This window comes from Salinicoccus siamensis (assembly GCF_055391965.1).
On record NZ_AP043765.1, the window covers coordinates 315,220 to 340,901 of the forward strand.

Sequence of the window (25,682 nt, forward strand, 5' to 3'; positions counted from 1 at the left end):
AGGGCAGTACGCCTTGACAGAACCTGATCTCGGAAAAGCGGGGAAGGAACAGAACTGAGGCCCCACCTTATTTTCGTAAAATCCGTGTCTTGACAATGGGGTCCACTTTAAAAGTTGGCGTATTGTAAAAAGATTGTCTATAATAAAGAGTGTACAGAGTAATGTAGAAGGAGGATAAATATCATATGGTTAATAAGCAGACTACTTTTCAAGCACCTTCTCTTAATCTATTTGGTGCAGGAAGTGTAAATGAAGTCGGTAAGCGTCTTAAAGATCTTGGTGTGAAAAAGTCCCTACTAGTTACAGATGAAGGATTGCATAATTTAGGTTTGTCTGAAGAAATTGCGGATATTGTTCGTGAAGCTGGGGTGGAAGTTGCTATTTATCCGAAGGCGGAACCAAACCCAACAGACAAAAACGTTGAAAAAGGTTTGCAAGTTTTTAGAGAAGAAAATTGTGATGGTATTGTCACCCTAGGTGGCGGTAGTCCTCACGATGCTGGTAAAGCGATTGCACTTGTGGCATCAAACGGTGGAAAAATCCATGATTATGAAGGAGTCGATGTTTCCGAGGAGCCAATAGTTCCATTAGTTGCTATTAATACAACGGCAGGAACTGGAAGTGAATTCACATATTTCACTATTATTACCGATACAGAGCGTAAAGTTAAAATGGCAATTGTTGATAAACATGTAACACCGACCCTTTCCATTAATGATCCAGAATTAATGGAAGGTATGCCTGCTGAGTTGACCGCAGCGACAGGTCTCGATGCATTAACTCATGCAATTGAAGCGTATGTTTCTATTAATGCAACTCCAATAACAGATGCACTCGCTATTCAAGCGATGCGTATTGTTCCAAAATATTTACCTCGTGCGGTTGCAAATGGCCAAGATAAGGAAGCACGTGAGAAAATGGCTTATGCTCAGAGCCTTGCGGGGATGGCATTTAACAATGCTGGTTTAGGATATGTACATGCAATTGCACACCAATTTGGAGGTTTTTATAACTTCCCGCATGGGGTATGTAATGCTATTCTACTACCACATGTTTGTCGATTTAATCTTATTTCAAATATTGGGCGATATGCAGATATAGCTTCATTCCTCGGAGAGAATGTTGAGGGATTGAGTGATTATGATGCAGCTGAAATTGCTATTAATACAATTGAGCGTCTTGGACAAGATCTTGATATACCTTCAGGATTTAAAGAGTTGGGTGCGAAAGAAGAAGATATCCCGACATTGGCTGAAAATGCTATGAAAGATGCAACTGCATCAACAAACCCCCGTAGACCAACACAAAAAGAAGTTGAACAAATTATTAAAAATGCAATGTAATAAGCCAACCCCCTTTGGCAAGGTCAAAGGGGGTTTTTTCGTTTTACAGAATTTCGTTTGCCAAAAAAAGCTGGACAATTCCTTATCCTCTATGCAACTGAATAACATTTCCAGTGGTGTATGGTATTCCAATTACCTTATCGGCATGTGGTTTCTTCCTACAGTGACGGATGTGACAAATTCTTGGTCGACGGTATTGAAAGCCATATCTTTAAGCAGGTCCCCTTTTCTTAACAACCCATTGCAATGCGCATTCAATCCCCATTGAGACGGTGTCTCTGGATCGGCAAAGTGATGGGCAGATCATACTGTTTCAACAATAGTACATATTTATATATTAGCTTTAATTTTTAGGGGAGTAAAATCGGATTACCCCAGCCGGTCTGCTTTACTGAATTCAGTCAACTCCTTCTCTTTATGCAACATATCGACAAATACTTTTAATGCTTTTGTTTGGAACGGGGAATTTGTCAAAATGAAAAAATTTCTGGCTAAAGGCAGCCCTTTTATATCGACGGTTTTTAAATCCCCATTACGCAGTTCTTTTTGTACAGCCCACTCAGATAATAAGCTAACCCCTGAACCTGCCTCAATCATCTCTTTAATGGCTTGAGTACTGCCGAAATTCATAATTTCCTTCGGTGATATATCAAGCTGATGAAACAATTTTTCTGCAGCCTCTCTTGTACCCGATCCTTTTTCACGTAAAATCCACGTCTCATTTTCCAAATCTTTGATTTGAATTTCTGTCTTTTGTTTTACAAGCGGATGATGGGAGGCAGCGACTAGAATCATGGTGTCTTTGGCGAACTCCTTTGTACTCAGATGCTCATCTTGATTGGAATGTCCTTCCACGATGCCGACATCCAGTTGATGACGAAGAACGGAGTGGGCTATTTCTGCGGTGTTACCGATGACAACGGCGGGTTTGACTTCAGGATAGATATCTTTCATTTTTGCAATGATATGTGGAAGAACGTACTCTCCAAATGTATAGCTCGCACCGATTGATAAAGGGCCACTTGCTTTATTGACAAGGTCATCCACCAACAGATTCATGCGAGAGTGCAGACCTGCAATTTCCTTTGCGTGATGATAAACAATTTCTCCTGCTTTATTAAGACGGACATATTTATTTGACCGTTCCAGTAATCGGACATTAAAATCCTCTTCCAATGCTCGGATATACTGGCTGACCGCGGGCTGTGTCATATGCAGCTCTTCGGCAGCTCTGGAGAAGTTCTTCTTCTCTGCGACAGTGATGAAAACTCGTAATTGTTGATCCATCTTATCATCCTCTCTTCTGTTCATTTTACTATAACAGATTACTTATCATTATTATCATAGATAGTTATTTTTATTATACCTGTCCATGCTTTATTGTTAGTAAAGGAGGTGTTTTTAGATGGGATTGCCAAACAAGCAACGAAACTCTGGGGACAAGGAAAAGCAGTTTGCCAATCAAGCAGCTTGGTTTGGTGGGATTGGATTTACATTCTTCATTGCATTGATTGGATTTTTAGTGGCGTTGGTTCCAGGATTTGATAGAGTGGGGCAGCTTGCCTGTGCGATTATCATTGCTGTCATCTATCGTCAGATATTTGGATACCCTGAGGCAATTCGATCAGGGATAGCATTTTCCTCCAAACGGTTACTCAGAGTGGCAATTATTTTATATGGGTTGAAGCTGAGTATTGATACAGTATTGAGTGATGGATTGGGACTTTTAGCAATTGATGCAGGTGTTATCATTTTTGCCATATTTGCAATGATTTGGCTTGCTAAAATATTTAAAGCGGATAAGAATATTTCTTTGTTACTTGGCGTTGGCACAGGCGTATGTGGTGCTGCCGCAATTGCGGCGGTTGCTCCAATCATAAAAGCAAAAGATGAGGATACTGCCATAGGGGTCGGTATCATTGCATTGATGGGGACCATCTTTGCAATAACTTATACGATATTGCGTCCAATCCTTCCGCTCGATGCGATACAGTATGGTGTCTGGTCGGGCACAAGCCTGCATGAAGTTGCACATGTTGCTTTGGCGGGAGCACCTGCAGGGGAGGATGGACTGGCGATTGCATTACTTAGTAAATTAGGACGCGTCTTCTTACTTGTTCCGCTGTGCTTCATCTTGATTACAATTTTTCAAAGGAAAAATAAGGGAAATGTTGAATCTGAAGCAAAGGTCGAATTTCCTTGGTTCCTTGTGGGTTTTATCCTTTTCAGCCTTTTGGGCAGTTATATTCTAGGTCCAATCATTCCATTTCCTGAGGCTGCAAGGCAAAGCGTCTCAGTTTTAACAGAATGGCTACTGACTGCTGCAATGGTCGGTCTTGGGTTAAATGTAAGTTTGAGAGATTTACGTAACCGTGCCTTAAGACCATTGGCTGCAATGACGGTCACTTCGATCATATTATCTGTAGTCGTCTACTTTATCGTTTAAAAAGAGTAGGGCTCTGATTGCAGGTATATAATTCATATCAGGTGTGGCGATAACATCCTGAGAATTACGTTGAGATGGCGAAGGACTGCCTGTATGCATCTAAGTTAGCACTCTAGTTCTTAAGTATTTCAATGAGCCCTTTTGCCGGAAAAGCATTTTGAGTGTATCGCGTGTGACCCTTTTTAGGTGTCTAGCTTAATTTTACAATCGGCGAATTAAAAGGAAAGGGAGGTCTTTGTTAACTATAATCCGAATAAGGGACAGCTAATAAAAAACGCCATTATTCGTTTTATAGTTCACTTTTCTTATCTTGATTTTCAGAAGTGCTGGAAGGGAGCATTAATCGCCATACACCAAAATGGGCAGTCTCTCAAGGAAGAAACTTAATAAATGTTCGCAAAGCAGAACGACCAATACTAATGCGGTGGCCGAAAGCCTCAACAACGCGGATACCCATTTTCCTCTTTCCTAATGTCCCTTGCCATTTAGAACATTCACACAAAATGAAGTAGAGTGAAACTGGTAAAGTTATCATGAAAAAGCCTGTAAGTTCAGCTATTACTGGCGAGTTCGAAAACAGTGGCTCGATATAAGGTCGGAATACAAACGAGATGGTTCCCACAACAAATATTCCGTCTACAGCGCTAACAACATAATCTAAAAAGAACGCATATATACGTTTTTTAAATGGCGCATAAGACATAGAATCCTCTTCTTTGAAAAACCCTTAATTAAATGACATATATCGATAGATTCCATCTGCCCCTTGACCTTTATGGTAGTCTACATATAAAGATGAATATATTTTTAATCTTATGAATACTATAAAATATTAATGGTGTATATGAACCGATGTATAGATTTTTAAGATTCCAACCACGAAAAGTTCCCATAGTGGCTTGACCTGAAAAGAAAGGAAGATATGGAAATGCAACTGCTGATGATTGTACTGCCGGTCTTTTTGATATTTGGAGCAGGGTATATTGCCCAAAAGATATTGAAGATGGATATAAAATCTGTGTCTGCCTTATCACTCTACATATTACTGCCGATACTGACATTCAACACGTTCTACACGAATGACATCACGATGGACTATTTCCACCTGTTTACCTTCACCCTTATAATTACAGCAATTCTAGGCGGTGTGACGATTGTAATCGGCTACTTCCTGAAAGCTGACAGGGAAGAGATGGCGGCAATGCTGCTGGGCACTCTTTTTCCAAATAGTGGGAACTATGGTTCGCCTGTTGTATTGTTCGCAATTAGCGCAACGGCATTCGACTATGCCATAGTGCTGATGGTGCTGCATGGTTTCCTGATCAGCACAATTGGGATATTCATCGCTTCCTTCGGGACCGGGGCTTTGATAACTGTACGGGAAGCGATCGTGAACGTATTTAAGATTCCGGTCATCTATGGTGCCCTGGCTGGCATTCTGCTTCAGGTGTTTGACGTGACAGTTGGTGATAAACTCATGGAAATGTCAGAAATGACAGGGGATGCCGCGATTCCCGTAGTGATGCTCATACTGGGTATGCAGCTGGCCCAGATTACTAAAGAAAAATTCAAAATGAAGAATATCACGGCGGTAACGATTGTCAGGATGATTATTGCACCTTTAGTGGCAGCTGTACTGGTCCTGTTCATGCCTGTCGATGATACGATGAAGATGGTATTCATTATACTCAACGCGATGCCAGTGGCCGCCAATTCGACGATGCTTGCGGTTCAATTCAATGTAAAGCCCAATCTTGTCTCCTTTTCTACATTGGTCACTACGTTGATCAGTCTTATTACGATACCGATATGTCTATATCTGATTGGCATATAAAATAAGAATAAGGGGAGGACAATCAGAGTTTTTGCTGATTGTCCTCCCCTTATTGAATTCATCTAGCGCATACAATGTTCCATCACTTTTTCAAGCAATTTTGGAGTGATTTCAAAGGCATTTTTCCTGTGTAGCCGTTCAGTCAGCTTGTGCGGGTCTTTGCCGAACGGTCCTATATTGATGAAGGGGGTCTGCAGTTTCTGCATTTCTTCGAATGGAATGCTGTAGGTCCTTCCCCATACAGGTGTGTTGGATTTGTATGATTCCCAACTGTCATCGTAATTATCATATGTTACATAACTTAAGTCTGATATACCGTTGAAATAGTGGATTTCCCTCGGTTCGATATCATGATTTTCCATCAAAAAATTATTTGCCAGTGACGCGAGACTTCTGACCAGTGGTTCTTCAGACGCATTGACTGGTGGGTAGAAAGGCGGCGCAAAGAGTGTCACGGCGAGTGGCGCGAGTTCTTTGCAGTAGGTGACCATCCTGTTGGCAATATGCAGGGATTTTTCACGGTCATCAAGATCACTGCGGCCCACATATTCAGAGATGATCGACTCAACTTTCTCTGATCCATATTTATCGGTCATATAATCATGAAGTGCTTTATACGACAAGGTCCTGATGGTGCCAACAGGACGGACACCCTCTCTGTTGCATAAGCTTTCATAGTGCTTTTGGCATTCATCCATGGTCTCTTCCACAAGGTTATGGTACATATTGAATATATCGGCAGCATTCTGTTTCATGGTGAATACATTATAGAGAGTCGCTACATGATTCGATGTTTGGGCAGAGTAGTCTTCTTTCAAGTCATAATATTTAAGTGTGATGGGAAGAGGCGTCTTTTCACCATACTCCTCTTCAGAAAATGCGTCGCTGAATTCCATCTTCTGACTCATGAAGGCGGCCATATAGTGTGCATTCAAGCCCCTCAGCGGTTCGCCGACATGCGTTTCGACGCCATAGAAAAGGGCAGAGGGCATTATTTTGCCGATGGAACCGGAATAGAAATAATAATTGGGATCATCGGGATATTGGGTGAAGCTAGGCTCACTATTTAAGAACAGTGAAAAATCAAGATCATTTTCAATACGGATGCCATCCAACTTTTCGACTGCAGCACGCATGCCTGCAGAATCCACCTCTTCATCAGGCACGGTCACGAGCAGAAGGTTGATTGGCCAGTCTTCTTCTATTGCCTTTTCAATCAGATGGATATGCAGTGCGAGACCTGCTTTCATATCCATGGCGCCTCGTCCAAATAGGTATTCATCGGATTCGATATCCTTCTGTACTTCTTCAGGAAAGTCGTCGATCCTTTCTTTAAAATGTTCGATGAGTTTTTTCGGTTCAAATGCAAGTTGGCTGTTGGAACCGAATTCCTTTGTATGGACAGTGTCGAAATGGCTGATCAGGACAATTGTTTTTTGGGCATTCGGATTCTTATACAAGGCACTCAGGGCATTACGGCCCTTTCCGGCATCATGCAAGGTAATAAAATCAGGGTTCGCCGTGTAATATTCGAGACGGGATAATTCCTCCCTTAAATTGAAGGGGAACTGTATTTCCCCTTGTGTGCCTGAGCGACTCTCCCAGGAGACTAGGCGACACAGGAGCGCTTCTAATTGTTCAGGTGATTGCCAAAGCATAATCTTCCTCCTAAATATGGGTGTTCTAATTTTCATTTTCGTTGTAATAGTTTAAAAATCTTTTTTCTACATTACTTAAGTGAATAAGCATCTTATTTTTTGCTAGTACAATATCCTGTAGCTCGATGGCCTTCAATATCTCTATGTGTTCCTTATGAGCCTCTTCTGCACTTTCCGGCACGGTCTTGGAAAGGATAAGAAAAGATCTGCTAAGGTCATCATTGATTTTTTGAAGGAGATTTCTTATTTCCGTGTTGGTGTTGACTGACACGAGCGAGAGGTGGAATTCTTTATCAAGTCTCATGAACTCAGCGTATCTATTGTTTTCTATTGCCTGCTTCTGTAATTCCAAATTTTCTTTCAGATTACGGATCATACCAGAATCAATTTTCATTACCGTCTTTTCAATATTATAAACTTCCAAGAGATTGCGTAATTCCATATATTCAAGGGACATCTCTTTAGTAAAATCGGCAACGACAGCAGGCGCCCCCGTCCTCTGTATAATCAACCCCTCTGAAGCAAGGCGCATCAAAGTATCGCGGAAAGGTGTACGGCTGATGCCGAGTTGTTTTGAATATTTTTCTTCTGGCAAGGGATCCCCGGCTCTTAATTCACCAGTAAGTATGGATTCCTTCAATATTTCAAAAGCCTGGTCTGAAAGGCGGGAACTTTTGGGAATTTTTTTCATATCAAGCATCCTTTCATCTCTAAAGTGCTACTGCTGGATGACGATTCTTCAAAGTGTCGCCATGAAGCGTTGCATGCGATCCATTCCTTCTTCCAGGTTGGCCATGGAATTAGCGTAGGAAATTCTGATGAATCCGGCTCCCTCATCCGAGAAGGTGGAGCCGGGGACTACAGCAACATGCTCTTCTTCGAGAAGTCTAGTTGCAAACTCCAGATCATCCAGTCCTGTGTGTGAAACATTAGGGAAGATATAGAAGGCGCCAGTGGGGACATTGCATTTGAGGCCCATCGTTGAGAGCCTGTCATGTATAAAATCTCTGCGCGCCTTATAGGTTTCATTCATATCTTGTGGGAAAGATCGCGTATGGTCTAAAGCTTCTATAGCAGCATATTGACTTGGCAGGGATGCACAGATCGAATTGTTGAGGTGGACACGAAGAACATATTGGATCAGGTCTGCAGGGCCGAGCACGTAACCGAGGCGCCATCCTGTCATGGCATGCGATTTTGATAATCCGTGTATCAAAAATAGCCTGTCCCGGATTTCCCGAAATGAACCAAATGATGTGTGTTCGCCGCTGAACGTATTCTCACTGTATATCTCATCTGAAATGATGAAAAAATCCTCATTCATTATTATGTCGACTAATGCTGCGGTTTCCTGCTGTGATAATGACATTCCGGTTGGGTTCGAAGGATAGTTGAAAATAATGGCTTTAGTCTTATCTGTAATCACTTCGATCAGTTTTTCAGGAGTGACTTTAAAATTCGAGTCTGAAACGTCGATATAGACGGGTACACCTCCATTTAGGCGGATGAGCGGTTCGTATCCTGAGTAGGAAGGCGAGGGGAGGATGATTTCATCTCCTTTACGGATGATGGTACGAAGAACTGAATCGATGGCTTCACTTGCACCGTTGGTCACCACAATCTCTTCAGCAGAATCGTAGTGGAAGCCGTAAGTATCAAAGAAAAAGCTTGAGATGCTCTCCCTGAGTTTCATCAAACCTGCGTTATGTGAATAACCAGTCTTACCTTTCCTTATTGCTTCAATGGCTGCTGACCTGATGTTTTCTGGAGTAGGAAAATCTGGTTGTCCTATTGTCAGGTTTATGCCGTCACTATAGCTGCTTACTTTGTTGGCAAACACTCTTATTCCAGGTATTTCCAAGGTTTTTGCAATATCGTTTATCACTCGAGTCATTCTTCCACCTCCTGTATTGTATACAGTATACAATTTCGATTATATTGGCATATATTAGTAAAAGCAACTTTTATCGAAAAAATAAATTATATAAGAAAGCGCTCACACTTAAGTTATCACACTTTTCGCAATAGTCGTTGACAACTTTTTTAAACTGCTGTAATCTTTTTGTATACAGTATACAACTTATTGAAAACGTTATCATTATAAAGGGGATGGAATGATGAAAAAGTTATCGGGTATTGCGGCTACTTTAAGTTTGGTTTTTATATTGACAGCGTGTGGAGGAAGCGGAGAAGAGTCATCAGCTAGTGGAGGTAGTGACGAGTCTGTGACATTACAGTTAGGTCATGCCTTGTCGCCCGGGACGCCTGCTGCAGACAAAATTGATGAAATGGCAGAAACTATAGAGGAAGAAACCGATGGTCGAGTCGTATTCGACATCTACCCGGACAGTCAGCTAGGCTCTGAAACGGAAATGTTAGAGCAGATTCAAGTGGGGTCGATGCAGGCTGGCGCAATTATGGTCGGGTCCATGCAGACGCTGGATATGAAGATGGCAATCGAGGACCTTCCATATATGTGGAAAGACGTAGAACATGCACGCGAAGCCTACAAAGGCGAGTTCGGTGAAAAACTGGCGGACATCGCTTCTGAGCAGGGTCTCACCCAAATCGGTTATCTCGAATGGGGCAAAAGGCATATAACGAACAATGAGAAACCGATTGTCGAGCCAGAAGATCTAGAAGGCGTCAATATCCGCGTTGCGGAAACAGCACTTAGAGTTGATGCTTTTGAAGAGGTGGGTGCTCTGCCTACAGTTATGGCATTCAGCGAAGTCTATGGTGCGCTTCAGCAGGGGGCGCTTGATGCACAGGAAAATCCATTGTCTGTTATAAATGCAGCTAAATTTTATGAAGTCCAGGATTATCTGTCATTGACGGGCCACTTCTACAATACAGTGATGATGATGGTCGAAACGGACACTTGGGACCAGATTTCAGAAGAAGATCAGAAGCTTATAAAGGAAGAAACGTCTAAGATATCCGAAGAAGTCACTGAAATGAACGATAGCATGGAGAAAGAGTATCTGAAAGAATTGGAAGAAAACGGCATGCAGATCAATGATGATGTGAATACTGAAGCTTTCCGGGAAGCTATGCTTCCAGTTTATGATAAATGGGAAGAAGAGGTATTTGGCAAAGAGCTGATGGATGTATATAGAGAAGCATCTGGATGGGAAAAGTAAAATCCATCAATCTTTAAAGGGGCGTAAATAAAAATGGGATTTACGAAAATGCTAGTAAAGCTGTTGACATGGATGTGCATTATAACCATCACATTACTGACGTTCATCGTGTTATTGCAGGTCGTCACCAGATTCTTCGACTATTCCCTACCGGGCACCGAAGAATTATCCAGGCTATTCATTGTATGGTTGACTTTTCTTGGCAGCAGCCTGGCCATCTATGAAAAGATGCATCTGGCAGTAAATTATTTTGTCAATAAATTCAAGACCAAGTATCGCAAGATTTTTTATATTCTGGTCAACGCTTTAATAATAGTATTTTATGCAGTACTGACGTTTTATGGATTTAAATTATCCATGAGCGCGATGTCACAGACATCATCGACTTTGCAGCTTCCAGTCGGAATCTCGTACTTGGCTATTCCGGTCAGTGGATTATTCTCTCTCTACTTCATAGTAATAAACTTGACTAGTTCACCTACTGAAGAAGAGGAGGGCATGACATCATGATGATTATTCTCATACTACTCATCTTTTTTGCCCTTCTCTTTGTAGGTATGCCAATTGCTTATGTCATAGGGTTAGTGTCTATTGCCATGCTGATGTTGAATGGGGTTTCACTCGAAATAGTCATCCAACGCATGTTTGCTGGAGTGGACAGCTTCTCATACTTGGCGTTGCCTCTCTTCATTTTAGCTGGAAATATAATGGGCAAGGGCGGTTTGACGAAAAGACTCATGGCACTTTCCAGTGCTGTGGTCGGGCGTTTTACTGGAGGTACAGCGATAACGACAGTGGTCACCACCGCTTTGTTTGGGGCAGTTTCTGGGTCGACTGTGGCAACAACATATGCTGTCGGGTCAGTGCTTGTACCCCGCTTGCAGGAAGAGAAATACAGCAATTCATTTATCGCCAGCATAATTGGACCAGCAGGAGTATTGGGGCTCATCATACCGCCAAGCATTACAATGGTGATACTTGGTATTACAGCCAATATTTCAATCGGTGATTTGTTTATTGCCGGTCTCATTCCAGGCATCATACTGACAGTTGCTCTATCAATATATGTGGCGGTGATTGCGAAGAAAAAAGGATATGGAGAAATTCCTGCAGAAACTCCTAAGGGGAAAGAGTTCTGGGTAATAGCATGGCGTGCATTTTTCCCTCTGCTGACTCCAATATTTATCCTTGGTAGTATTTTCAGTGGTTTTGCAACAGCTACTGAGGCAGCTGTCATTGCCGTTGCGTATGGTTTTATCCTCGCACTTGTATACAGGGAACTTAACTTCAGGACATATAAGGAAATAATGGTGTCTTCTGCAGTTACTTCTGCAACCATTCTTATCATAATCTCAGCAGCCAATGCATTTACGTATGTATTGACAGCCAATCAGATACCGATCATGATCTCGAATTTCTTTCTGGATTATGCTACATCCCCATGGATGTTCCTGATTATTGTTTCGATAATTTTGTTGATACTTGGTACTCTGACAGAAGTGACATCCCTGATTGTGCTTTTGAGTCCAATATTCATGCCGATAGCGACACAATACGGAATCGATCCAATCCATTTCGGTATGGTGCTGATCATGAATTTCGCTCTGGCAAACATCACTCCGCCCGTTGGTTTGTCGTTAATCGCTGGGTGCAGCATTACAGATAGGCGGATGGGTATAGAAGAGACATTGCCATATATTCTTCATGTATTGGCGATTGTCGGTATTATGGTTCTGATCATAATATTCTTCCCACCGTTATCAACATTCCTTCCAGGACTGTTCAAATAGGAGAGATTAAATGATTTTAAAACCAAGTGAAACCACACATTTTGACAACCTTCATGGTGGGACAGGCAGTGTAATTATTGAAAAGACATTGCAGCCTGGCACAGTCGATGGCTTGGACCTTTTCGCAAAAGTTACAGTAGAGATTGGTGCAAACATCGGGTATCATGAGCATATTGACGACTCGGAAGGCTACTATATTTTATCCGGAGAGGCAGAATTCATGGATTCAGATCAATCAGTGAGGAAGGCATGGCCTGGAGACCTTTGCCTGATTGTAAAAGGAGAGTCCCATGGCATAGTCAATATAGGGAAAGAGCCGCTGATTTTTCTGGCCGTTGTCTTTTAGAGATTGAAATCGAATAGATGAACGGCAGGCGTAGTGATATCATGCAGCCTGCCGTTTTTAAATACTCTGGATGTGCTTCATGAAATGGGAGTTACTGCATCGGAAAGTTTTATATAAAATTGATTTGGAATATTACAAAAAATAATAGGAGGGTGTCCATGACGATTGTGGAACAGCTTTATACGGCTTACGCGACGAATGAACCATTGGAGCTTGGAACGCTTGAAATTGAATCAGAGGAGGAAGCTTACAGTATCCAGGATGAAGTGTTGAAGATGAAGGAGGAGAACGGGGAAATCCTCATGGGATATAAAATCAGCCTGACGAGTCAGGAGACCCGTAGTCTGTTCGGCAGTAAGACGCCGCTCTACGGAGCAATGACTGATGTAACCGTCCGGAGGGGGATCAGTTTGAAGGATTATAATATACCACTGCTCGAGATGGAACTGGTGTTTCTGATTGATGAAGAAATTCTGTCGACGGACTCCGCCGAAGAGATAATGGAGAAATGCCGGGTGGCCCCTGGTGCAGAGGTGCCGGATGGGCGTTATAAGGATTGGTTCCCGAACACCAGCTTGACTGAAATCATTGCGGACGGCGCGGTGAACGGTGCAGTGATATACGGAGAACCAGCCCGCTATGGCTACGGTGACCTTGATGATATCAAAGGTGTACTGCGTCGTGATGGGGAGGCCCTGAAGGAGGGACGTTCGACTGAAGTGTTCGACCATCCGGCGAAATCAGTAAAGTGGCTGGCGGAGTCTCTTGCCGGTAGAGGGAAGAAGCTTGTGCCGGGCATGTTTGTCTCTTCTGGAACTTTCAATCTTCCGGTTCCTCTTGAGCCAGGAAGTTACGAAGTGGAGTATGAAAAGATAGGAAAAATAGCTTTTGAAGTTACTGTGTAATGGATGATGCAATCAAAATAAAGGCATCTACAATTTTACAACCCAGCCAAAAGGATCTTCAATCCGTCCGTACTGGATATCTGTCAAATCATTGTACAATTCCTGAGCTGCTGGCCCAACCTGATTGTCGTTAATGATATAGTCGACGCCATGGATGTTCAGCTTGCCGACCGGGGAAACAACGACGGCCGTACCTGCGCCGAATACTTCCGTGATTCTACCGCTCTCCAAATCTTCAGCGAGCGTATCGATGTGGATGGCTTCCTCTTTGACTGTGTATCCTTTATATTCCGCCAGTTGGATGATGGATTTCCGGGTGATGCCAGGGAGGATGGAGCCATTGAGTTTTGGAGTGATCAGTTCGCCGTCACGGATGAAAAAGATATTCATGCTGCCGACCTCTTCGACATATTTCTGCTCGACACCATCGAGCCACAGCACTTGTTCATAACCAAGTTCGTTGGCTTTCTTTTGAGCTAACAGACTTCCCGCATAGTTTCCGCTTGCTTTCGCAAAACCGACACCGCCGCGTACAGCACGTACGAAATCATCTTCCACATAGATGCTGGTCGGACTGAGTTGGGCGCCGTAGTAGCTGGCCACAGGGGAGAGGATGATATTGAACTGGTACGTTTCCGATGGCCGGACGCCAAGAAATGGTTCGTCCGCGAAGACAAATGGACGAATATAGAGCGATTGGCCGGGGCCACCGGGTACCCAGTCGCGCTCGAGCTTGATCAATTCATAAAGGGCATTGAGTGCATTTTCTTCATTGATTTCCGGCATAGACAGACGGGAGAGGGATTTATTCATCCGACTGAAGTTCTCATCTGGGCGAAAGAGCAGTACGTCATCTCCGTTCTTGTATGCCTTCAAACCTTCAAATACCGATTGCCCATAATGTAGTGCCTGACAGCTCGGTGAGAGCTGCAGATTTTGATAAGGGAGTATGGAAGGTTCAGACCAGCCATATTCAGGGGTATATTTGTTCGTAAACATGTAATCCGTAAATACTGTACCGAATTTTATCGTCGATACATCTGGTTTGTCCTTGAGGTGGTTGGCCCGTTCAATCTGCAATGTCTGTGTCATTATAATTCCTCCCTTAATTATTGAGCGGTTAGTGATTTTTCAGTTTGCGTCGTATCTCTTGATTTACCTCTGTAGAGCGCCCTTACATAGAGTCCTCCAGTAGCAAGCACTGGTATCAATCCAAGGAGAAGTGATACTTCATAATTCATGCCGAGTGTTCCCGGGGCGTAGAAGAAATAAGTGCCCACCACACCTGTCATGAACAATGCAGGAATACCCGCAATGAAATGGAACTTCCCTTCCTTGATCAAGTAGGCTGTGGCCACCCATAGCATCGTGGCTGCGACAGTCTGGTTCGTAAAACCAAGATACCTCCACAAGAAGGAATAGTCAATTGTAGCGAGTAGGAATGCAGGAACAGCGACCAGGGCGGTCATCAGGAACAACTTCATCTTCCCTTCAAATTTCACAAATTGTCCAATCGCTTCGGTGAGCATCATGCGGGAAGAGCGAAGTGCAGTATCGCCAGTTGTGATCGGCAGGATGACTGCGCCAAGGAATGCAAGGATGGCACCTGACGTACCGAGGTAGCCGATTGAAATCGAGTCGATGACGCCAGCAGGTCCGCCATTGGCCAGTGCAGCGCCGAGTCCATTAGTTCCGCCGAAGAAAGTCATGCCGGCCGTAGCCCAGATGAGTGCAATGATGCCTTCGGCAATCATCGCACCAAAAAAGACTTTACGTCCTTCAGATTCCTTTCTGACTGTGCGCGCAATGATGGGGCTCTGGGTCGAATGAAATCCTGAGATGGCGCCGCAGGATATCGTGACCATCAGAAGTGGCCAGACAGGCAGCGATTCCGGATGGGCTGTCTCTAATGTCAAATTGGGTACTTGTGCTCCGGAAAACAATAATCCGCCAAATACTGCAGCTGCCATGATGATCAGGATGGCACCAAAAATCGGGTAAATCCTGCCTATTATTTTATTTATCGGCAGGACGGTGGCTGTAAGGAAATAAGCGAAAATGACCACCAACGCCACAAAGAATGGGATGGCTCCTCCGGTCTTGAGTGAAATCAATTCTGCTGGTCCTGCTGTAAATGCGGCTGCCACGAGGATCATCAGTGCCAATGAGACGACATAGATGAAGACTTTAACGCCTTTGCCGAGATACCGCTCTACAAGTGCAGGGAATTGTGAGCCGTTGTGGCGGATGCTGAGCATACCTGAAAAATAATCATGGACCGCGCCGGCGAATATACAGCCTACGACGATCCAGATTAATGCAACGGGCCCATACAATGCGCCGGCGACTGCTCCGAATACGGGGCCAAGCCCCGCTATGTTGAGGAGTTGGACGAGCCATCCCTTGATGGGATGCATTGGAATATAGTCGACACCGTCGGCGCTTTTATAAGCAGGTGTGTCATTAGTATCGTCGATCACAAATATCTTCTCAATAATCTTTCCATACACCATATAGCCGAGAATTAGAAGAAGAACTGAAAAAGTAAGTGTCCACATAATCGAATGCCTCCCTTTATTGGAAAATTGTTTATATCTTATCAGTTTCCAAAAGGAATAGCAACATCTTTTCAGATAATTTAGATTTCTTTTTGGATATTAAAATTAAATTCAAATTATATAGGAGTCGTATAAGGAAATTCTGGTTTTAAAAGTTTTTTCCATGATGTATCTTTTCATTTTTTCATGTAGGCTGAAGAGGGTACATTCCATTTTAAACAATATCTTGTGAACTGGTTCATGAAGAAATGTAATTTAAGGGGGAAATTATGAAAAAGATAAAATTGACTGTCATTCCAGGGGATGGCATCGGTAGTGAAGTGATGCCCCATGCCTTGGATATACTGGATGTAATAGGGGAAATTCACGGTGGACTGGATTTTGAATACGAGCATTTCGATTATGGATGCGACTATTATCTTAAGCACGGGAAAATGATGGCAGATGATGGGATGGAGCACCTGGCTGAATCGGACAGTATACTACTTGGTGCGGTGGGCGATGCTTCCAAAGTGCCGGACCATATCTCTTTATGGGGGCTGCTTCTGAAAATCCGGCAGGAATTCGAACTGGCAATCAATGTCAGACCGGCGAAGGTGTTTAGGGGCATCGATTCGCCTCTGTCTGCGCCGGAGGATTTCGATCTGGTCGTCGTACGTGAGAATAGCGAGGGGGAATATAGTTCTGTAGGCGGGCGCATGTACCGGGGAGACGATGAGATTGCGATCCAGAACAACGTCTTTTCAAAAAGGGCGACAAAGCAGGCTATGGAATATGCATTCAAGCTTTCTGCAGGGAGGAGCCATCATGTAACGAGTGCGACGAAGTCGAACGGCATATTTCATGCCATGCCTTTTTGGGATGAAGTGTTCAGCGAAACGTCAGCACAGTATGAAGGTATTAGAACTTCCCAACAGCATATCGATGCACTCGCCGCTTCTCTCGTGACCCACCCGCAGCGCTACGACACTATAGTAGCCAGTAATTTGTTCGGGGATATCCTTACCGATATCGGTGCAGCAATAATGGGGAGTATCGGCATTGCGCCATCCGCAAATCTGAATTTAAATGATAAATCTCCATCAATGTTCGAACCAGTCCATGGATCAGCACCGGATATCGCCGGGCGGGGCATTGCCAATCCCATAGGTCAGATTTGGACGGTTAAAATGTTGTTGGATCACCATGGCGAAGAAGAGATGGGTTCTATGCTGCTGAACACTATGGAAAGTGTGACAGCGGATGGAATTCTTACACCAGACGTAGGTGGCGGTGCGTCAACTGATGAAGTGGCAGGTGAAGTGATCAAGAGGCTGAAAAGAAAGATGTAGAAAGATGGCTGGTTTACCGGCCATCTTTTTTAATTCAAATTGAACAACTTTTATAATTATGATACTATTCAGATTAATGAAATGCGACTCATGCGCTATGCCTAAGGAGAGGGATAAATGGAAGATGGAAAAGAATTGAAGTCAATACTGAAAGATTGGCGGTTACATGCCGTTGTCCTCATCATTGTAGTCATTACGGAAATAATTGGACAGATATCAATCCCGGTGGGCCCAGGAGCCATTCTGTTGCTGCCGATGCTCTATGCGTTGGTCATCGGTTTCGGATTGTATTTCACTCCAGTGGTCTCGAAGGTGCAATCCATCAATGCCGAGCCTCTAATCGTCATGGGAGTAGGGGTGCTCATCGCTAAAATAGGAGTCATCATCGGTCCTCAGGCAAAAGAACTGATTGCGGTCGGTCCCGCCTTGCTGCTCCAGGAATTCGGCAACCTTGGGACTATCCTGGTCGCACTGCCTGTGGCAATATGGCTCGGCATGAAGCGGGAGAGCGTGGGGATGACGCATTCAATCGGCAGGGAACCGAATGTGGGGCTTATTATGGACCGTTATGGTTTTAATTCACCTGAAGGGCGCGGGGTTATGACGATGTACATATTTGGCACGGTATTTGGAGCCATCTTCCTCGGATTGATTGCAGGCCTTCTGGCAACGGTGACGCCGATCCATCCACTTTCGTTCGCGCTCGCTTCAGGCGTCGGCAGCGGCAGCATGATGGCAGCCGGCAGTGGTACATTGATTGCTGCGTACCCTGCTTTGGAAGATCAGATCATCGCTTTGGCGGGGGCGAGCAATCTGATATCCCTTGCTACAGGGCTATACGTCAGCATGTTCATCGGACTCCCTCTTACCAATAAAATCTATGCTGTGATGGACCGGAAAGAAACGGGGGATCGAAGCGAATGAGGAAAATCATCGATTGGACTTTGATATTATTGATTTTTGCAGGGATAACTCTGCTTGGAAATATGATTGGCTATGATATCTACTCATGGGGAGCGGTTCCTGGCATCCTAGTCCTGATCTTGATTGCATTGGCGGGGATGGCCATGGAAGAATATATCCCGGTAAATATCCCGGCAGTGGGCTACATTGCCCTGATCGGCATCATCATTTCACTCCCCGGGTTTCCGGGGTCTGAACAGGTGGTCGCTTGGACGAATGATATTGAATTGTTGGCTATTACTACTCCAATACTCGCCTATGCAGGTATCTCGATAGGACGCAACTGGGCCGATTTCGCCAAAATGGGATGGAAATCCATTGTAGTGGCGATTTTGGTCTTCATCGGTACATTTCTCGGCTCTGCTCTGATTGCAGAAGTTGTACTGAGGATACAGGGCATCATATAAAAATCACGCACCTCGTGGAGGTGCGTGATTTTATTCCTTATTAGATGCTATAAATTAGGTCAGATCAACTGTTTCAGCTTCCGTCTCGTCATCATTCATTATTTTAGCGGTTTCAATCTCTATTTCTATGGCTTGAAGATTATCATTGCCTTTTAACTTCTGATAAGTCTGCCCAATTTTAGCGAGTGTCTCGTCGACATCAGGTGTGACATCTTCAGGCAGTTTTGCCTTACCTAAGATTTCCACGAAGCGTTTTGTCTTATCCGTGCTTTCTTCATAACCAAGAAGGATATGTGCATAAGGGTTCTTTTCGAGATCTTCTACTTTGTAGGTGTCTTTCGTCGTGTACGTGTAGAGTGTAAGCCCATCATTATAGAAAGTCATATATCGGCTCATGGGTTTGTCCTCGCGTATTGTGGCCATCGTACCTATTTTGTTGGAATCGAGTATTTCTTTCAGCTTATTGGTGAATTCTGTCTTATTCATGGATAAACCTCCAATTAATATTCATTCTCCCTCCTTATACCCATCTACAGAAAATAATAATCACGGTTGGTTGTTGACGCACAATTGAAAGTATAAAAAATTATATGCTTCTATTCGTTTCATATATATACTGCAAAATATGGTATGATTGTCTGACAATCGTGAAAAAGATTTACATATTAAGGAATGATTCGATGGGAAAAGAAAAGCTTTGGACCAAAGATTTCATCATAGTCTTCATCTTCAACTTCTTCATCATGCTGGCGATGTTCCTGCTTATGGTGACGATAAGCGGCTACGCGGTAGAAGAGTTTAATGTGTCCACCAGTACAGCAGGACTCGTATCGGGTATCTTCATTGTTGGTTCGTTGGTTGGACGGATATTGACCGGTCATCAGCTTAGTCTGATCGGTGCAAGGAAAATCATGTTCATCGGTACGATCATGTTCATCATTACATATGGCCTGTACTTTGTTGCCGGGAATCTCACCTTGCTGCTGTTCGTGCGTTTCTTCAATGGTCTGGCTAATGGAGTTGCAACCACTGCAGTTGGAACAATTGCAGCACTCGCCTTGCCGAAATCTCGGAGGGGCGAGGGCATCAGCTATTTCAGTCTGAGCTTTGTGATGGCGACCGCCCTTGGCCCCTTCATGGCTTTCTTTTTGCTTCAGCACATCACCTATCAGATGTTGTTCGTCATCGTCTTCACGCTGGTTCTTATTGCCAGTTTCTTCACAGTTTTCATCAAGACGGATAATACGACGATAGACCTGTCCAAAGAGCCTAAGCCCAAATTCCAGTGGATCGACAGGAAAGCGATGCCGATTGGTCTTGTTGTTTTGCTCATCTGCATGACATATTCCACTGTGCTGTCCTTCATTGCACTGTTTGCGGAAGAGCAGAACCTCGTTTCCGCTTCAAGCTACTTCTTCCTGGTCTATGCACTGATCATATTGGTCACCCGGCCTGTGACTGGAAGGATCATGGATCAGGTTGGGGCAAACATCGTCACCTATCCGGCTTTTATAGTGTTGGCGATAGGATACCTTGCGCTCGGTCAGACTACATCTGGCATGATGCTGTTGATATCCGGCGTACTGATTGGATTGGGTTATGGGAACCTCCAATCGATTACACAGGCACTCTGCATTAAAGTGGCGGAGGCCAAGGATGTGGGTCTCGCGACATCCACTTACTTCATTGCACTGGATTTCGGCCTGGGGGTGGGGTCCTACATCCTGGGCGGTTTTGTACCGATGTTTGGCTACCACGGCCTGTACAGCATGATGGCCTTGCTTGTCCTGGCCGGAGCTGTAGTATACTACTTGGTATATGGTAGGTATGAGAAAAGGGGTACAAGAACTGAATCATGATGCAAAAGAGATGATCAAGTGAGTAACAGTCGTAAACGCTCAGCAGGAAGCGTTACAAGAAAAGGGTTCATACTGATGACGGCAGGCTTAGCACTTATCGCTGGCCTAATCTATACAGGGATGGACCCGAACATAGGTTGGAGTGCCGGCAGTGCTCTGTCAATATTGTTATTGGGACTTATCCTTTGGGCGTTCGAACCGATTCCATTCGGAATGACAGCGATGATCATAATGGTTCTCCTCGTCGTCCTCAATTCCGTCTCGATCGATGTCATGCTCTCTGGGTTTTCCTCACCTGCTGTATTTCTTGTGGTAGCAGGAGTCATGCTGGTGCAGGGAGTGGGGGAGACATCTTTGATACCGCGCCTGTCATACGCATTGGTCTATCGTCTGGGGCGCTCCCTAAAAGGGCTCTTCATAGGTATCTTTGTACTGATCCAATTCATGGCTTTCTTCATCCCTACAAACAGTGTCAGGGCGACTTTATTGTTGCCGCTTGCGACAAAGGTCGTGGATACGGTGGGGGCGGACGGCAAATCGAACTACAACCGTCTCATCATGGTCGGCATCGCCTTTGCCACGAACCTTAGTGCAGTCGGTGTATTGACTGGGGCAGTGAGCAATATTTTAGCGGTCGAGCTGCTCAATTCATATACGGGCTACAACATCACCTACCTGCAATGGTTCCTTTATGCGTTGCCACTTTGGGTGCTGTTGACCATTTTGATTCCGTTGGTGCTTCTATGGTTCTATCCGCCTGAAGATATGGATACAGAAGTGCTGCATAAGGAGATGGAAATCGCATACAAGGAATTCGGTCCCCTTTTACCAGATGAGTGGAAATGCATCATTGTGTTGGGGCTGACAGTTCTGCTGTGGGCCTTGGAGGCGGTGCATGGCTTTCACCCGGTTATCCCCGCCATGCTCGCCGTCGTCCTGATCACTTTGCCGAAGATCGGATTTGTGTCATGGAAACAAGTTGTCGACATCAATTTCGATCTGATCCTTTTGATTGGGGCATCTTTGTCGCTTGGATATGCATTAACCGAATCGGGAGGACTCGATGTCTTATCGGAGATACTGCTGACGGATTCCTTGATACGCATTTTTTCCAATCCGTGGCTTGCCATGGTGGCAGTCATCATCATTTCCCAACTCTATCATATGGTGGTCACCAACATTTCAACCGCTGTTGTGACTCTCGTACCGATCGTCATTACAATTTCGGTGGAAGTCGGTTTGGATCCGCTGATGATGACATTCGTTACAGCCGTCACGTTGTTATTCGGATTTATCCTGGCCATCCAGTCGATGCCGAACGTCATCATCTATAATGAGGGACGCATCAGTCAGAAAGATTTTATCAAACCAGGCATTGCCATTACAGTCGTCAGTGTACTGGCTACGATGGCTACAGCATTTACATTTTGGAACCTATTCGGATTGTGGCCATAGAAAAGCCGCCTATGCCAATCAGCATAAGCGGCTTATTTATATTGAGATGATTATACACGTTGAGGCGGTGCCAACCAGTTTTCGGCCCATTTCTGCAGTTCGGCCATGAAAGGTTCCATTGCACATCCTTTTTCTGTAAGGATGTATTCTATCCTTACCGGGGTTTCCGGGTAGACTTCTCTTTTGACCAGACCCTCTTTCTCAAGCGTCTTAAGACGTTCCGAGAGGACACGTCCACTGACACCGATGGAAGACTCGAGGTGGCAGAAACGCTTCGGCCCTTCGAGCAGCTGGTAGATGATGAGTCCTGTCCATCTCTGACCGAGAATACCCATGGCGCTTTCAAACTTTGGACAGATCGAATAATCCATATCATCACTCCTTGAGAGCCAGTATAACTCTTTTTGGGCGCGCATCACAACTAAATGAACCATACTTCAGTTAAACAATCCATAAGCACATTATAATGGTCAGTCGGATCCTTGCACTTGATGAATGCCTTCTATATATTGGAGTGTAGAAGAGAAAGTGGGTGGGTGACTTATGGTAACCATTGAAAAAGCACTGAATAATAATGTGGTGATCGGCAGAGATGAGTTCGAAGAGGTCGTGCTGATCGGCAGAGGTATCGGTTTTGGTAAAAAAGCGGGGGATGCGCTTGATATTGAGGATGCCGATAAGATCTATAAGCTGGAAGGTCAGCAGGATACAAGCCGCTATCAGACACTGCTGACGATGGCAGATGAAAAACTGTTTCAATCGACGCTTGAAGCGATTGAATTGATTGATGATATGACGACGATGACCATCAACAACCGCATACTGCTTTCCTTGACGGACCATCTGCTCTTCGCCATGAAGCGGCTAGAAGAAGGGATCGGCATCACCAACCCGTTCGTCAATGAAACGAAGGCGCTCTATCCGAAGGAATATCACATTGCCGAGGCCGTCGTCGACATGTTCGATAAAAAGTACGGCATCCGGCTGCCGGAAGCAGAAACGGGATTCATCGCCCTCCATGTCCACTCTTCCATCTATAACCGTTCACTCCGTGATATGAACCTTTTGTCCGAGGTCGTCCACCAGGCGATCGTCATCATTGAACAAGGTCTCGGTACCGAAATCGATCAGACGTCCATCCAGTACGATCGTTTTGTAAGGCATATCAGCTTTTGTGTGCAGCGTGTAATGAACGGGGAGAGTGTCCCCTCCCAAGATCATTTCGACTCATTGTTGAAAACTGAATACCCAACGTGCTATAATATAGCTGTAAAAATCGTGAAGATGATACAGAATAAATTGCAGCGGAAAGTCTATGATTCTGAAGTCGTTTATCTTACCATGCATATACAGCATTTCAATCATTATTCCAAATAGACGTGTTACCGTAAGGGCATGAGTCTACAAGGGATGGTTTATTCAACCATGCTTTGTAAACTCATGCCTTTTTTCTGCTGATTCTTCGCCTTACAAATACACACATTCAAAAAGGAGGACATTATGTTCAAAAAACTATTTGGACAGCTTCAGCGTATCGGTAAAGCCTTGATGCTGCCGGTCGCAATCCTACCGGCTGCCGGGTTGATGCTCGGGATCGGTGCTGCCATGCAGACTGACGCGATGGTCGATCTGCTGCCATTCTTGGAGGCGGGATGGATCGTTGCGCTATCCAACATGCTGCAGGCAGCAGGTGGCGTTGTTTTTGATAACCTGGCATTACTATTTGCGCTTGGTGTAGCAGTCGGACTTGCGAAAGGCGATGGCGTTGCCGCTGTCGCAGCTTTTGTCGGCTACATGATAATGAACGTGACGATGGGTCAGATTGCTCAGGTTACGCCTGAAATGGCTGCCGAAAATCCAGCCTACGCAGACGTGCTCGGCATCCCGACCATACAGACTGGGGTGTTCGGCGGTATCATCATCGGTGTGATTGCCGCATGGGCCTACAATAGATACTACAACATCAATCTGCCGGATTTCCTTGGCTTTTTTGCCGGCAAGCGTTTTGTGCCGATCGTCACCGCAGTATTCTCCTTCCTGATAGGTTTGTTGATGTTCATCGTCTGGCCACCTATCCAAGAAGGTATGAACTCGGTATCCCTTTGGTTGATGGAGGAAAACACTGCCATAGGCGTGTTTGCATTTGGTATGATCAAGCGGCTCCTCATCCCATTTGGACTGCACCACATATTCCACGCACCTTTCTGGTTTGAATTTGGTACGTACACGAACGTGGCCGGAGACATTGTGCGCGGTGACTTGAACATCTTCTTCGCCCAATTGCGTGATGGGGTGGAATTGACGGCCGGTAACTTCATGCAGGGTGAATTCCCGGTCATGATGTTCGGCCTCCCTGCTGCAGCTTTGGCGATGTACCATACAGCGCGTCCGGAACGTAAGAAATATGTTGCGGGTATCATGATTTCAGCAGCGCTTACAAGCTTCTTGACAGGAATTACAGAGCCACTGGAATTCTCTTTCCTTTTTGTAGCGCCATTGTTGTATGTCATCCACGCAGTATTGGATGGACTCAGCTTCCTTATCCTATTCATGCTTGATTTGCATCTGGGCTATACATTCTCAGGTGGCTTCATCGACTTCTTCCTGTTCGGTATCCTTCAGAACCGTACAGAATGGTGGTGGGTGATTGTTGTGGGACTGGTTTACGCTGTCATCTATTACACGGTGTTCAGAGTCCTGATTCAAGCGCTCAACTTCAAGACGCCGGGACGTGAAGACGATAGTGCGGAAGTCGCAACTTCCACAGCACAGGAATTGCCATTCAGTGTGCTGACGGCGATGGGTGGCGAAGAGAACATCAAGCATCTTGACGCCTGCATTACGCGACTGCGTGTAGAAGTATCCGACACGACCGCTGTAGATGAAAGTAAACTCAAATCACTCGGGGCCTCAGGTGTGATGAAGGTCGGCAATAACATGCAGGCAATCTTCGGGCCTAAATCAGATCAGATCAGGAACGACATGCAGCGCATCCTCGACGGAGAAATCACTTCTCCGGCCGAAACGACCGTCACAGATTCCACAGCAGAAGAAGTGGAGGCGGCAGCCGGCGAGGAAATGATGCAGGATAACGATAAAGATATCTATTCCCCACTGGAAGGTGAAGCGGTTGAACTATCTGAAGTTCCAGACCAAGTATTCAGTGAGAAGATGATGGGTGATGGTATCGCAGTCAAACCGACTGAGGGCATCGTCCGTGCACCATTCGATGGTGAAGTGGTGACGGATTTCCCAACCAAGCATGCGCTTGGACTTAAGAATGCAGGTGGACTTGAACTGCTTGTCCACTTTGGCCTGGATACTGTGAATCTTAAAGGTGAGGGCTTCGACCTCAAAGTGAAGACGGGAGATGAAATCAAAAAAGGCGATGTGCTTATGGAAGTGGATCTCGAGTACATTCGGGAACATGCAAAGAGCGACATCACTCCAATCATAATTACAGGGCCGGCAGGCGTTGAAATCGCAGCAAGAGAGCTTGGCCCAGTAACCAATGAAGATGTCATCATCAATGTCAAATAACGGCAGAAAGGAGACGGTTCAGACCGTCTCCTTTTTTATTGTTTAAAATTGTCAATCAGGGTACTATCATATACAATTGAAGTGAAAAAAATTTCAGAAAAAGG

At 44.7% G+C, this 25,682-nt stretch carries 24 protein-coding genes; 15 read left to right on the forward strand and 9 right to left on the reverse strand.

The window, feature by feature from the left end; genetic code table 11:
* Nucleotides 1-185: 185 nt before the first annotated feature.
* A complete protein-coding gene (locus ACZ5LF_RS01595; protein ID WP_380570311.1) occupies nucleotides 186-1,343 on the forward strand; it encodes an iron-containing alcohol dehydrogenase in 1,158 nt (385 codons plus the stop codon).
* 369 nt (nucleotides 1,344-1,712) lie between these two features.
* Here the strand turns inward: ACZ5LF_RS01595 and ACZ5LF_RS01600 are convergent, their stop codons facing one another.
* A complete protein-coding gene (locus ACZ5LF_RS01600) occupies nucleotides 1,713-2,630 on the reverse strand; it encodes a LysR substrate-binding domain-containing protein (RefSeq protein ID WP_380570312.1) in 918 nt (305 codons plus the stop codon).
* Nucleotides 2,631-2,748: 118 nt separating this feature from the next.
* Here ACZ5LF_RS01600 and ACZ5LF_RS01605 point away from each other — a divergent pair, with 118 nt between their 5' ends.
* Complete coding sequence (locus ACZ5LF_RS01605; protein ID WP_380570313.1) at nucleotides 2,749-3,789, forward strand: YeiH family protein; 1,041 nt, start codon at nucleotides 2,749-2,751, stop codon at nucleotides 3,787-3,789.
* Between the two features lie 370 nt (nucleotides 3,790-4,159).
* On the opposite strand, the gene ACZ5LF_RS01610 is transcribed toward ACZ5LF_RS01605, so the two are convergent.
* A complete protein-coding gene (locus ACZ5LF_RS01610) occupies nucleotides 4,160-4,492 on the reverse strand; it encodes an RDD family protein (RefSeq protein ID WP_380570314.1) in 333 nt (110 codons plus the stop codon).
* A 219-nt stretch (nucleotides 4,493-4,711) separates the two neighbouring features.
* On the opposite strand from ACZ5LF_RS01610, the gene ACZ5LF_RS01615 reads away from it, so the two are divergent.
* Complete coding sequence (locus ACZ5LF_RS01615; protein WP_380709900.1) at nucleotides 4,712-5,623, forward strand: AEC family transporter; 912 nt, start codon at nucleotides 4,712-4,714, stop codon at nucleotides 5,621-5,623.
* A 62-nt stretch (nucleotides 5,624-5,685) separates the two neighbouring features.
* Here the strand turns inward: ACZ5LF_RS01615 and ACZ5LF_RS01620 are convergent, their stop codons facing one another.
* From ACZ5LF_RS01620 to ACZ5LF_RS01630, 3 genes are read right to left on the reverse strand one after another with little or no spacing between them, the layout of a single operon-like run.
* Complete coding sequence (locus tag ACZ5LF_RS01620; RefSeq protein WP_380570316.1) at nucleotides 5,686-7,281, reverse strand: M20/M25/M40 family metallo-hydrolase; 1,596 nt, start codon at nucleotides 7,279-7,281, stop codon at nucleotides 5,686-5,688.
* Between the two features lie 25 nt (nucleotides 7,282-7,306).
* Nucleotides 7,307-7,972, reverse strand: a complete 666-nt coding sequence (locus tag ACZ5LF_RS01625; protein WP_380570317.1) for a GntR family transcriptional regulator — start codon at nucleotides 7,970-7,972, stop codon at nucleotides 7,307-7,309.
* A gap of 48 nt (nucleotides 7,973-8,020) precedes the next feature.
* Nucleotides 8,021-9,175, reverse strand: a complete 1,155-nt coding sequence (locus ACZ5LF_RS01630; protein WP_380570318.1) for an aminotransferase class I/II-fold pyridoxal phosphate-dependent enzyme — start codon at nucleotides 9,173-9,175, stop codon at nucleotides 8,021-8,023.
* A gap of 223 nt (nucleotides 9,176-9,398) precedes the next feature.
* On the opposite strand from ACZ5LF_RS01630, the gene ACZ5LF_RS01635 reads away from it, so the two are divergent.
* The 5 genes from ACZ5LF_RS01635 to ACZ5LF_RS01655 all read left to right on the forward strand — a co-directional run bounded on the left by ACZ5LF_RS01635 (nucleotide 9,399) and on the right by ACZ5LF_RS01655 (nucleotide 13,465).
* On the forward strand, nucleotides 9,399-10,424 hold the full coding sequence (locus ACZ5LF_RS01635) for a DctP family TRAP transporter solute-binding subunit (RefSeq protein ID WP_464759572.1): 1,026 nt from the start codon (nucleotides 9,399-9,401) through the stop codon (nucleotides 10,422-10,424).
* A 48-nt stretch (nucleotides 10,425-10,472) separates the two neighbouring features.
* Nucleotides 10,473-10,934: a TRAP transporter small permease gene (locus ACZ5LF_RS01640; RefSeq protein ID WP_380570320.1), complete on the forward strand. Its 462-nt coding sequence runs from the start codon at nucleotides 10,473-10,475 to the stop codon at nucleotides 10,932-10,934.
* Nucleotides 10,931-12,214 carry a TRAP transporter large permease gene (locus ACZ5LF_RS01645; protein WP_380570321.1) on the forward strand — a complete coding sequence of 428 codons (1,284 nt, stop codon included), beginning with the start codon at nucleotides 10,931-10,933 and terminating at the stop codon, nucleotides 12,212-12,214. The genes ACZ5LF_RS01640 and ACZ5LF_RS01645 overlap by 4 nt, the downstream gene beginning before the upstream one ends.
* A 10-nt stretch (nucleotides 12,215-12,224) precedes the next feature.
* A complete protein-coding gene (locus ACZ5LF_RS01650) occupies nucleotides 12,225-12,560 on the forward strand; it encodes a cupin domain-containing protein (RefSeq protein ID WP_380570322.1) in 336 nt (111 codons plus the stop codon).
* A 158-nt stretch (nucleotides 12,561-12,718) separates the two neighbouring features.
* A complete protein-coding gene (locus ACZ5LF_RS01655; RefSeq protein WP_380570324.1) occupies nucleotides 12,719-13,465 on the forward strand; it encodes a 2-keto-4-pentenoate hydratase in 747 nt (248 codons plus the stop codon).
* Between the two features lie 27 nt (nucleotides 13,466-13,492).
* Here ACZ5LF_RS01655 and ACZ5LF_RS01660 read toward each other — a convergent pair whose 3' ends face one another.
* Nucleotides 13,493-14,557: a branched-chain amino acid aminotransferase gene (locus ACZ5LF_RS01660; protein ID WP_380570325.1), complete on the reverse strand. Its 1,065-nt coding sequence runs from the start codon at nucleotides 14,555-14,557 to the stop codon at nucleotides 13,493-13,495.
* Nucleotides 14,558-14,574: 17 nt separating this feature from the next.
* Nucleotides 14,575-16,023, reverse strand: coding sequence for a carbon starvation CstA family protein (locus tag ACZ5LF_RS01665; protein WP_380570326.1), 1,449 nt, complete (start codon nucleotides 16,021-16,023; stop codon nucleotides 14,575-14,577).
* 269 nt (nucleotides 16,024-16,292) lie between these two features.
* Between ACZ5LF_RS01665 and ACZ5LF_RS01670 the strand changes: the two genes are divergently transcribed.
* From ACZ5LF_RS01670 to ACZ5LF_RS01680, 3 genes are all read left to right on the forward strand, one after another.
* Nucleotides 16,293-17,354 (forward strand): tartrate dehydrogenase, encoded by a 1,062-nt coding sequence (locus ACZ5LF_RS01670; protein ID WP_380570327.1) that lies wholly within the window; start codon nucleotides 16,293-16,295, stop codon nucleotides 17,352-17,354.
* 117 nt (nucleotides 17,355-17,471) lie between these two features.
* Entirely contained in the window at nucleotides 17,472-18,278 is an 807-nt protein-coding gene (locus ACZ5LF_RS01675) for a DUF3100 domain-containing protein (protein WP_380570328.1), read from the forward strand.
* On the forward strand, nucleotides 18,275-18,724 hold the full coding sequence (locus ACZ5LF_RS01680; protein ID WP_380570329.1) for a hypothetical protein: 450 nt from the start codon (nucleotides 18,275-18,277) through the stop codon (nucleotides 18,722-18,724). The genes ACZ5LF_RS01675 and ACZ5LF_RS01680 overlap by 4 nt, the downstream gene beginning before the upstream one ends.
* 54 nt (nucleotides 18,725-18,778) lie before the next feature.
* Here ACZ5LF_RS01680 and ACZ5LF_RS01685 read toward each other — a convergent pair whose 3' ends face one another.
* Nucleotides 18,779-19,210, reverse strand: a complete 432-nt coding sequence (locus ACZ5LF_RS01685; RefSeq protein ID WP_380570330.1) for a pyridoxamine 5'-phosphate oxidase family protein — start codon at nucleotides 19,208-19,210, stop codon at nucleotides 18,779-18,781.
* A 194-nt stretch (nucleotides 19,211-19,404) separates the two neighbouring features.
* Here ACZ5LF_RS01685 and ACZ5LF_RS01690 point away from each other — a divergent pair, with 194 nt between their 5' ends.
* A complete protein-coding gene (locus tag ACZ5LF_RS01690; protein ID WP_380570331.1) occupies nucleotides 19,405-20,583 on the forward strand; it encodes an MFS transporter in 1,179 nt (392 codons plus the stop codon).
* 18 nt (nucleotides 20,584-20,601) lie between these two features.
* Nucleotides 20,602-22,038, forward strand: coding sequence for an SLC13 family permease (locus ACZ5LF_RS01695; protein ID WP_380570332.1), 1,437 nt, complete (start codon nucleotides 20,602-20,604; stop codon nucleotides 22,036-22,038).
* 50 nt (nucleotides 22,039-22,088) lie between these two features.
* On the opposite strand, the gene ACZ5LF_RS01700 is transcribed toward ACZ5LF_RS01695, so the two are convergent.
* Nucleotides 22,089-22,409, reverse strand: coding sequence for a winged helix-turn-helix transcriptional regulator (locus ACZ5LF_RS01700; protein WP_380570333.1), 321 nt, complete (start codon nucleotides 22,407-22,409; stop codon nucleotides 22,089-22,091).
* Between the two features lie 172 nt (nucleotides 22,410-22,581).
* On the opposite strand from ACZ5LF_RS01700, the gene glcT reads away from it, so the two are divergent.
* On the forward strand, nucleotides 22,582-23,415 hold the full coding sequence (glcT, locus tag ACZ5LF_RS01705; RefSeq protein WP_380570334.1) for a glucose PTS transporter transcription antiterminator GlcT: 834 nt from the start codon (nucleotides 22,582-22,584) through the stop codon (nucleotides 23,413-23,415).
* 123 nt (nucleotides 23,416-23,538) lie between these two features.
* Nucleotides 23,539-25,578: a glucose-specific PTS transporter subunit IIBC gene (ptsG, locus tag ACZ5LF_RS01710; RefSeq protein WP_380570335.1), complete on the forward strand. Its 2,040-nt coding sequence runs from the start codon at nucleotides 23,539-23,541 to the stop codon at nucleotides 25,576-25,578.
* The last annotated feature ends 104 nt before the right edge of the window (nucleotides 25,579-25,682 follow it).

Coding starts and splice junctions, on each gene's coding strand:
- ACZ5LF_RS01595 (WP_380570311.1), top strand. CDS start 186: ATGGTTAATAAGCAGACTACTTTTCAAGCACCTTCTCTTAATCTATTT.
- ACZ5LF_RS01600 (WP_380570312.1), bottom strand. CDS start 2,630: ATGGATCAACAATTACGAGTTTTCATCACTGTCGCAGAGAAGAAGAAC.
- ACZ5LF_RS01605 (WP_380570313.1), top strand. CDS start 2,749: ATGGGATTGCCAAACAAGCAACGAAACTCTGGGGACAAGGAAAAGCAG.
- ACZ5LF_RS01610 (WP_380570314.1), bottom strand. CDS start 4,492: ATGTCTTATGCGCCATTTAAAAAACGTATATATGCGTTCTTTTTAGAT.
- ACZ5LF_RS01615 (WP_380709900.1), top strand. CDS start 4,712: ATGGAAATGCAACTGCTGATGATTGTACTGCCGGTCTTTTTGATATTT.
- ACZ5LF_RS01620 (WP_380570316.1), bottom strand. CDS start 7,281: ATGCTTTGGCAATCACCTGAACAATTAGAAGCGCTCCTGTGTCGCCTA.
- ACZ5LF_RS01625 (WP_380570317.1), bottom strand. CDS start 7,972: ATGAAAAAAATTCCCAAAAGTTCCCGCCTTTCAGACCAGGCTTTTGAA.
- ACZ5LF_RS01630 (WP_380570318.1), bottom strand. CDS start 9,175: ATGACTCGAGTGATAAACGATATTGCAAAAACCTTGGAAATACCTGGA.
- ACZ5LF_RS01635 (WP_464759572.1), top strand. CDS start 9,399: ATGAAAAAGTTATCGGGTATTGCGGCTACTTTAAGTTTGGTTTTTATA.
- ACZ5LF_RS01640 (WP_380570320.1), top strand. CDS start 10,473: ATGCTAGTAAAGCTGTTGACATGGATGTGCATTATAACCATCACATTA.
- ACZ5LF_RS01645 (WP_380570321.1), top strand. CDS start 10,931: ATGATGATTATTCTCATACTACTCATCTTTTTTGCCCTTCTCTTTGTA.
- ACZ5LF_RS01650 (WP_380570322.1), top strand. CDS start 12,225: ATGATTTTAAAACCAAGTGAAACCACACATTTTGACAACCTTCATGGT.
- ACZ5LF_RS01655 (WP_380570324.1), top strand. CDS start 12,719: ATGACGATTGTGGAACAGCTTTATACGGCTTACGCGACGAATGAACCA.
- ACZ5LF_RS01660 (WP_380570325.1), bottom strand. CDS start 14,557: ATGACACAGACATTGCAGATTGAACGGGCCAACCACCTCAAGGACAAA.
- ACZ5LF_RS01665 (WP_380570326.1), bottom strand. CDS start 16,023: ATGTGGACACTTACTTTTTCAGTTCTTCTTCTAATTCTCGGCTATATG.
- ACZ5LF_RS01670 (WP_380570327.1), top strand. CDS start 16,293: ATGAAAAAGATAAAATTGACTGTCATTCCAGGGGATGGCATCGGTAGT.
- ACZ5LF_RS01675 (WP_380570328.1), top strand. CDS start 17,472: ATGGAAGATGGAAAAGAATTGAAGTCAATACTGAAAGATTGGCGGTTA.
- ACZ5LF_RS01680 (WP_380570329.1), top strand. CDS start 18,275: ATGAGGAAAATCATCGATTGGACTTTGATATTATTGATTTTTGCAGGG.
- ACZ5LF_RS01685 (WP_380570330.1), bottom strand. CDS start 19,210: ATGAATAAGACAGAATTCACCAATAAGCTGAAAGAAATACTCGATTCC.
- ACZ5LF_RS01690 (WP_380570331.1), top strand. CDS start 19,405: ATGGGAAAAGAAAAGCTTTGGACCAAAGATTTCATCATAGTCTTCATC.
- ACZ5LF_RS01700 (WP_380570333.1), bottom strand. CDS start 22,409: ATGGATTATTCGATCTGTCCAAAGTTTGAAAGCGCCATGGGTATTCTC.
- glcT (WP_380570334.1), top strand. CDS start 22,582: ATGGTAACCATTGAAAAAGCACTGAATAATAATGTGGTGATCGGCAGA.
- ptsG (WP_380570335.1), top strand. CDS start 23,539: ATGTTCAAAAAACTATTTGGACAGCTTCAGCGTATCGGTAAAGCCTTG.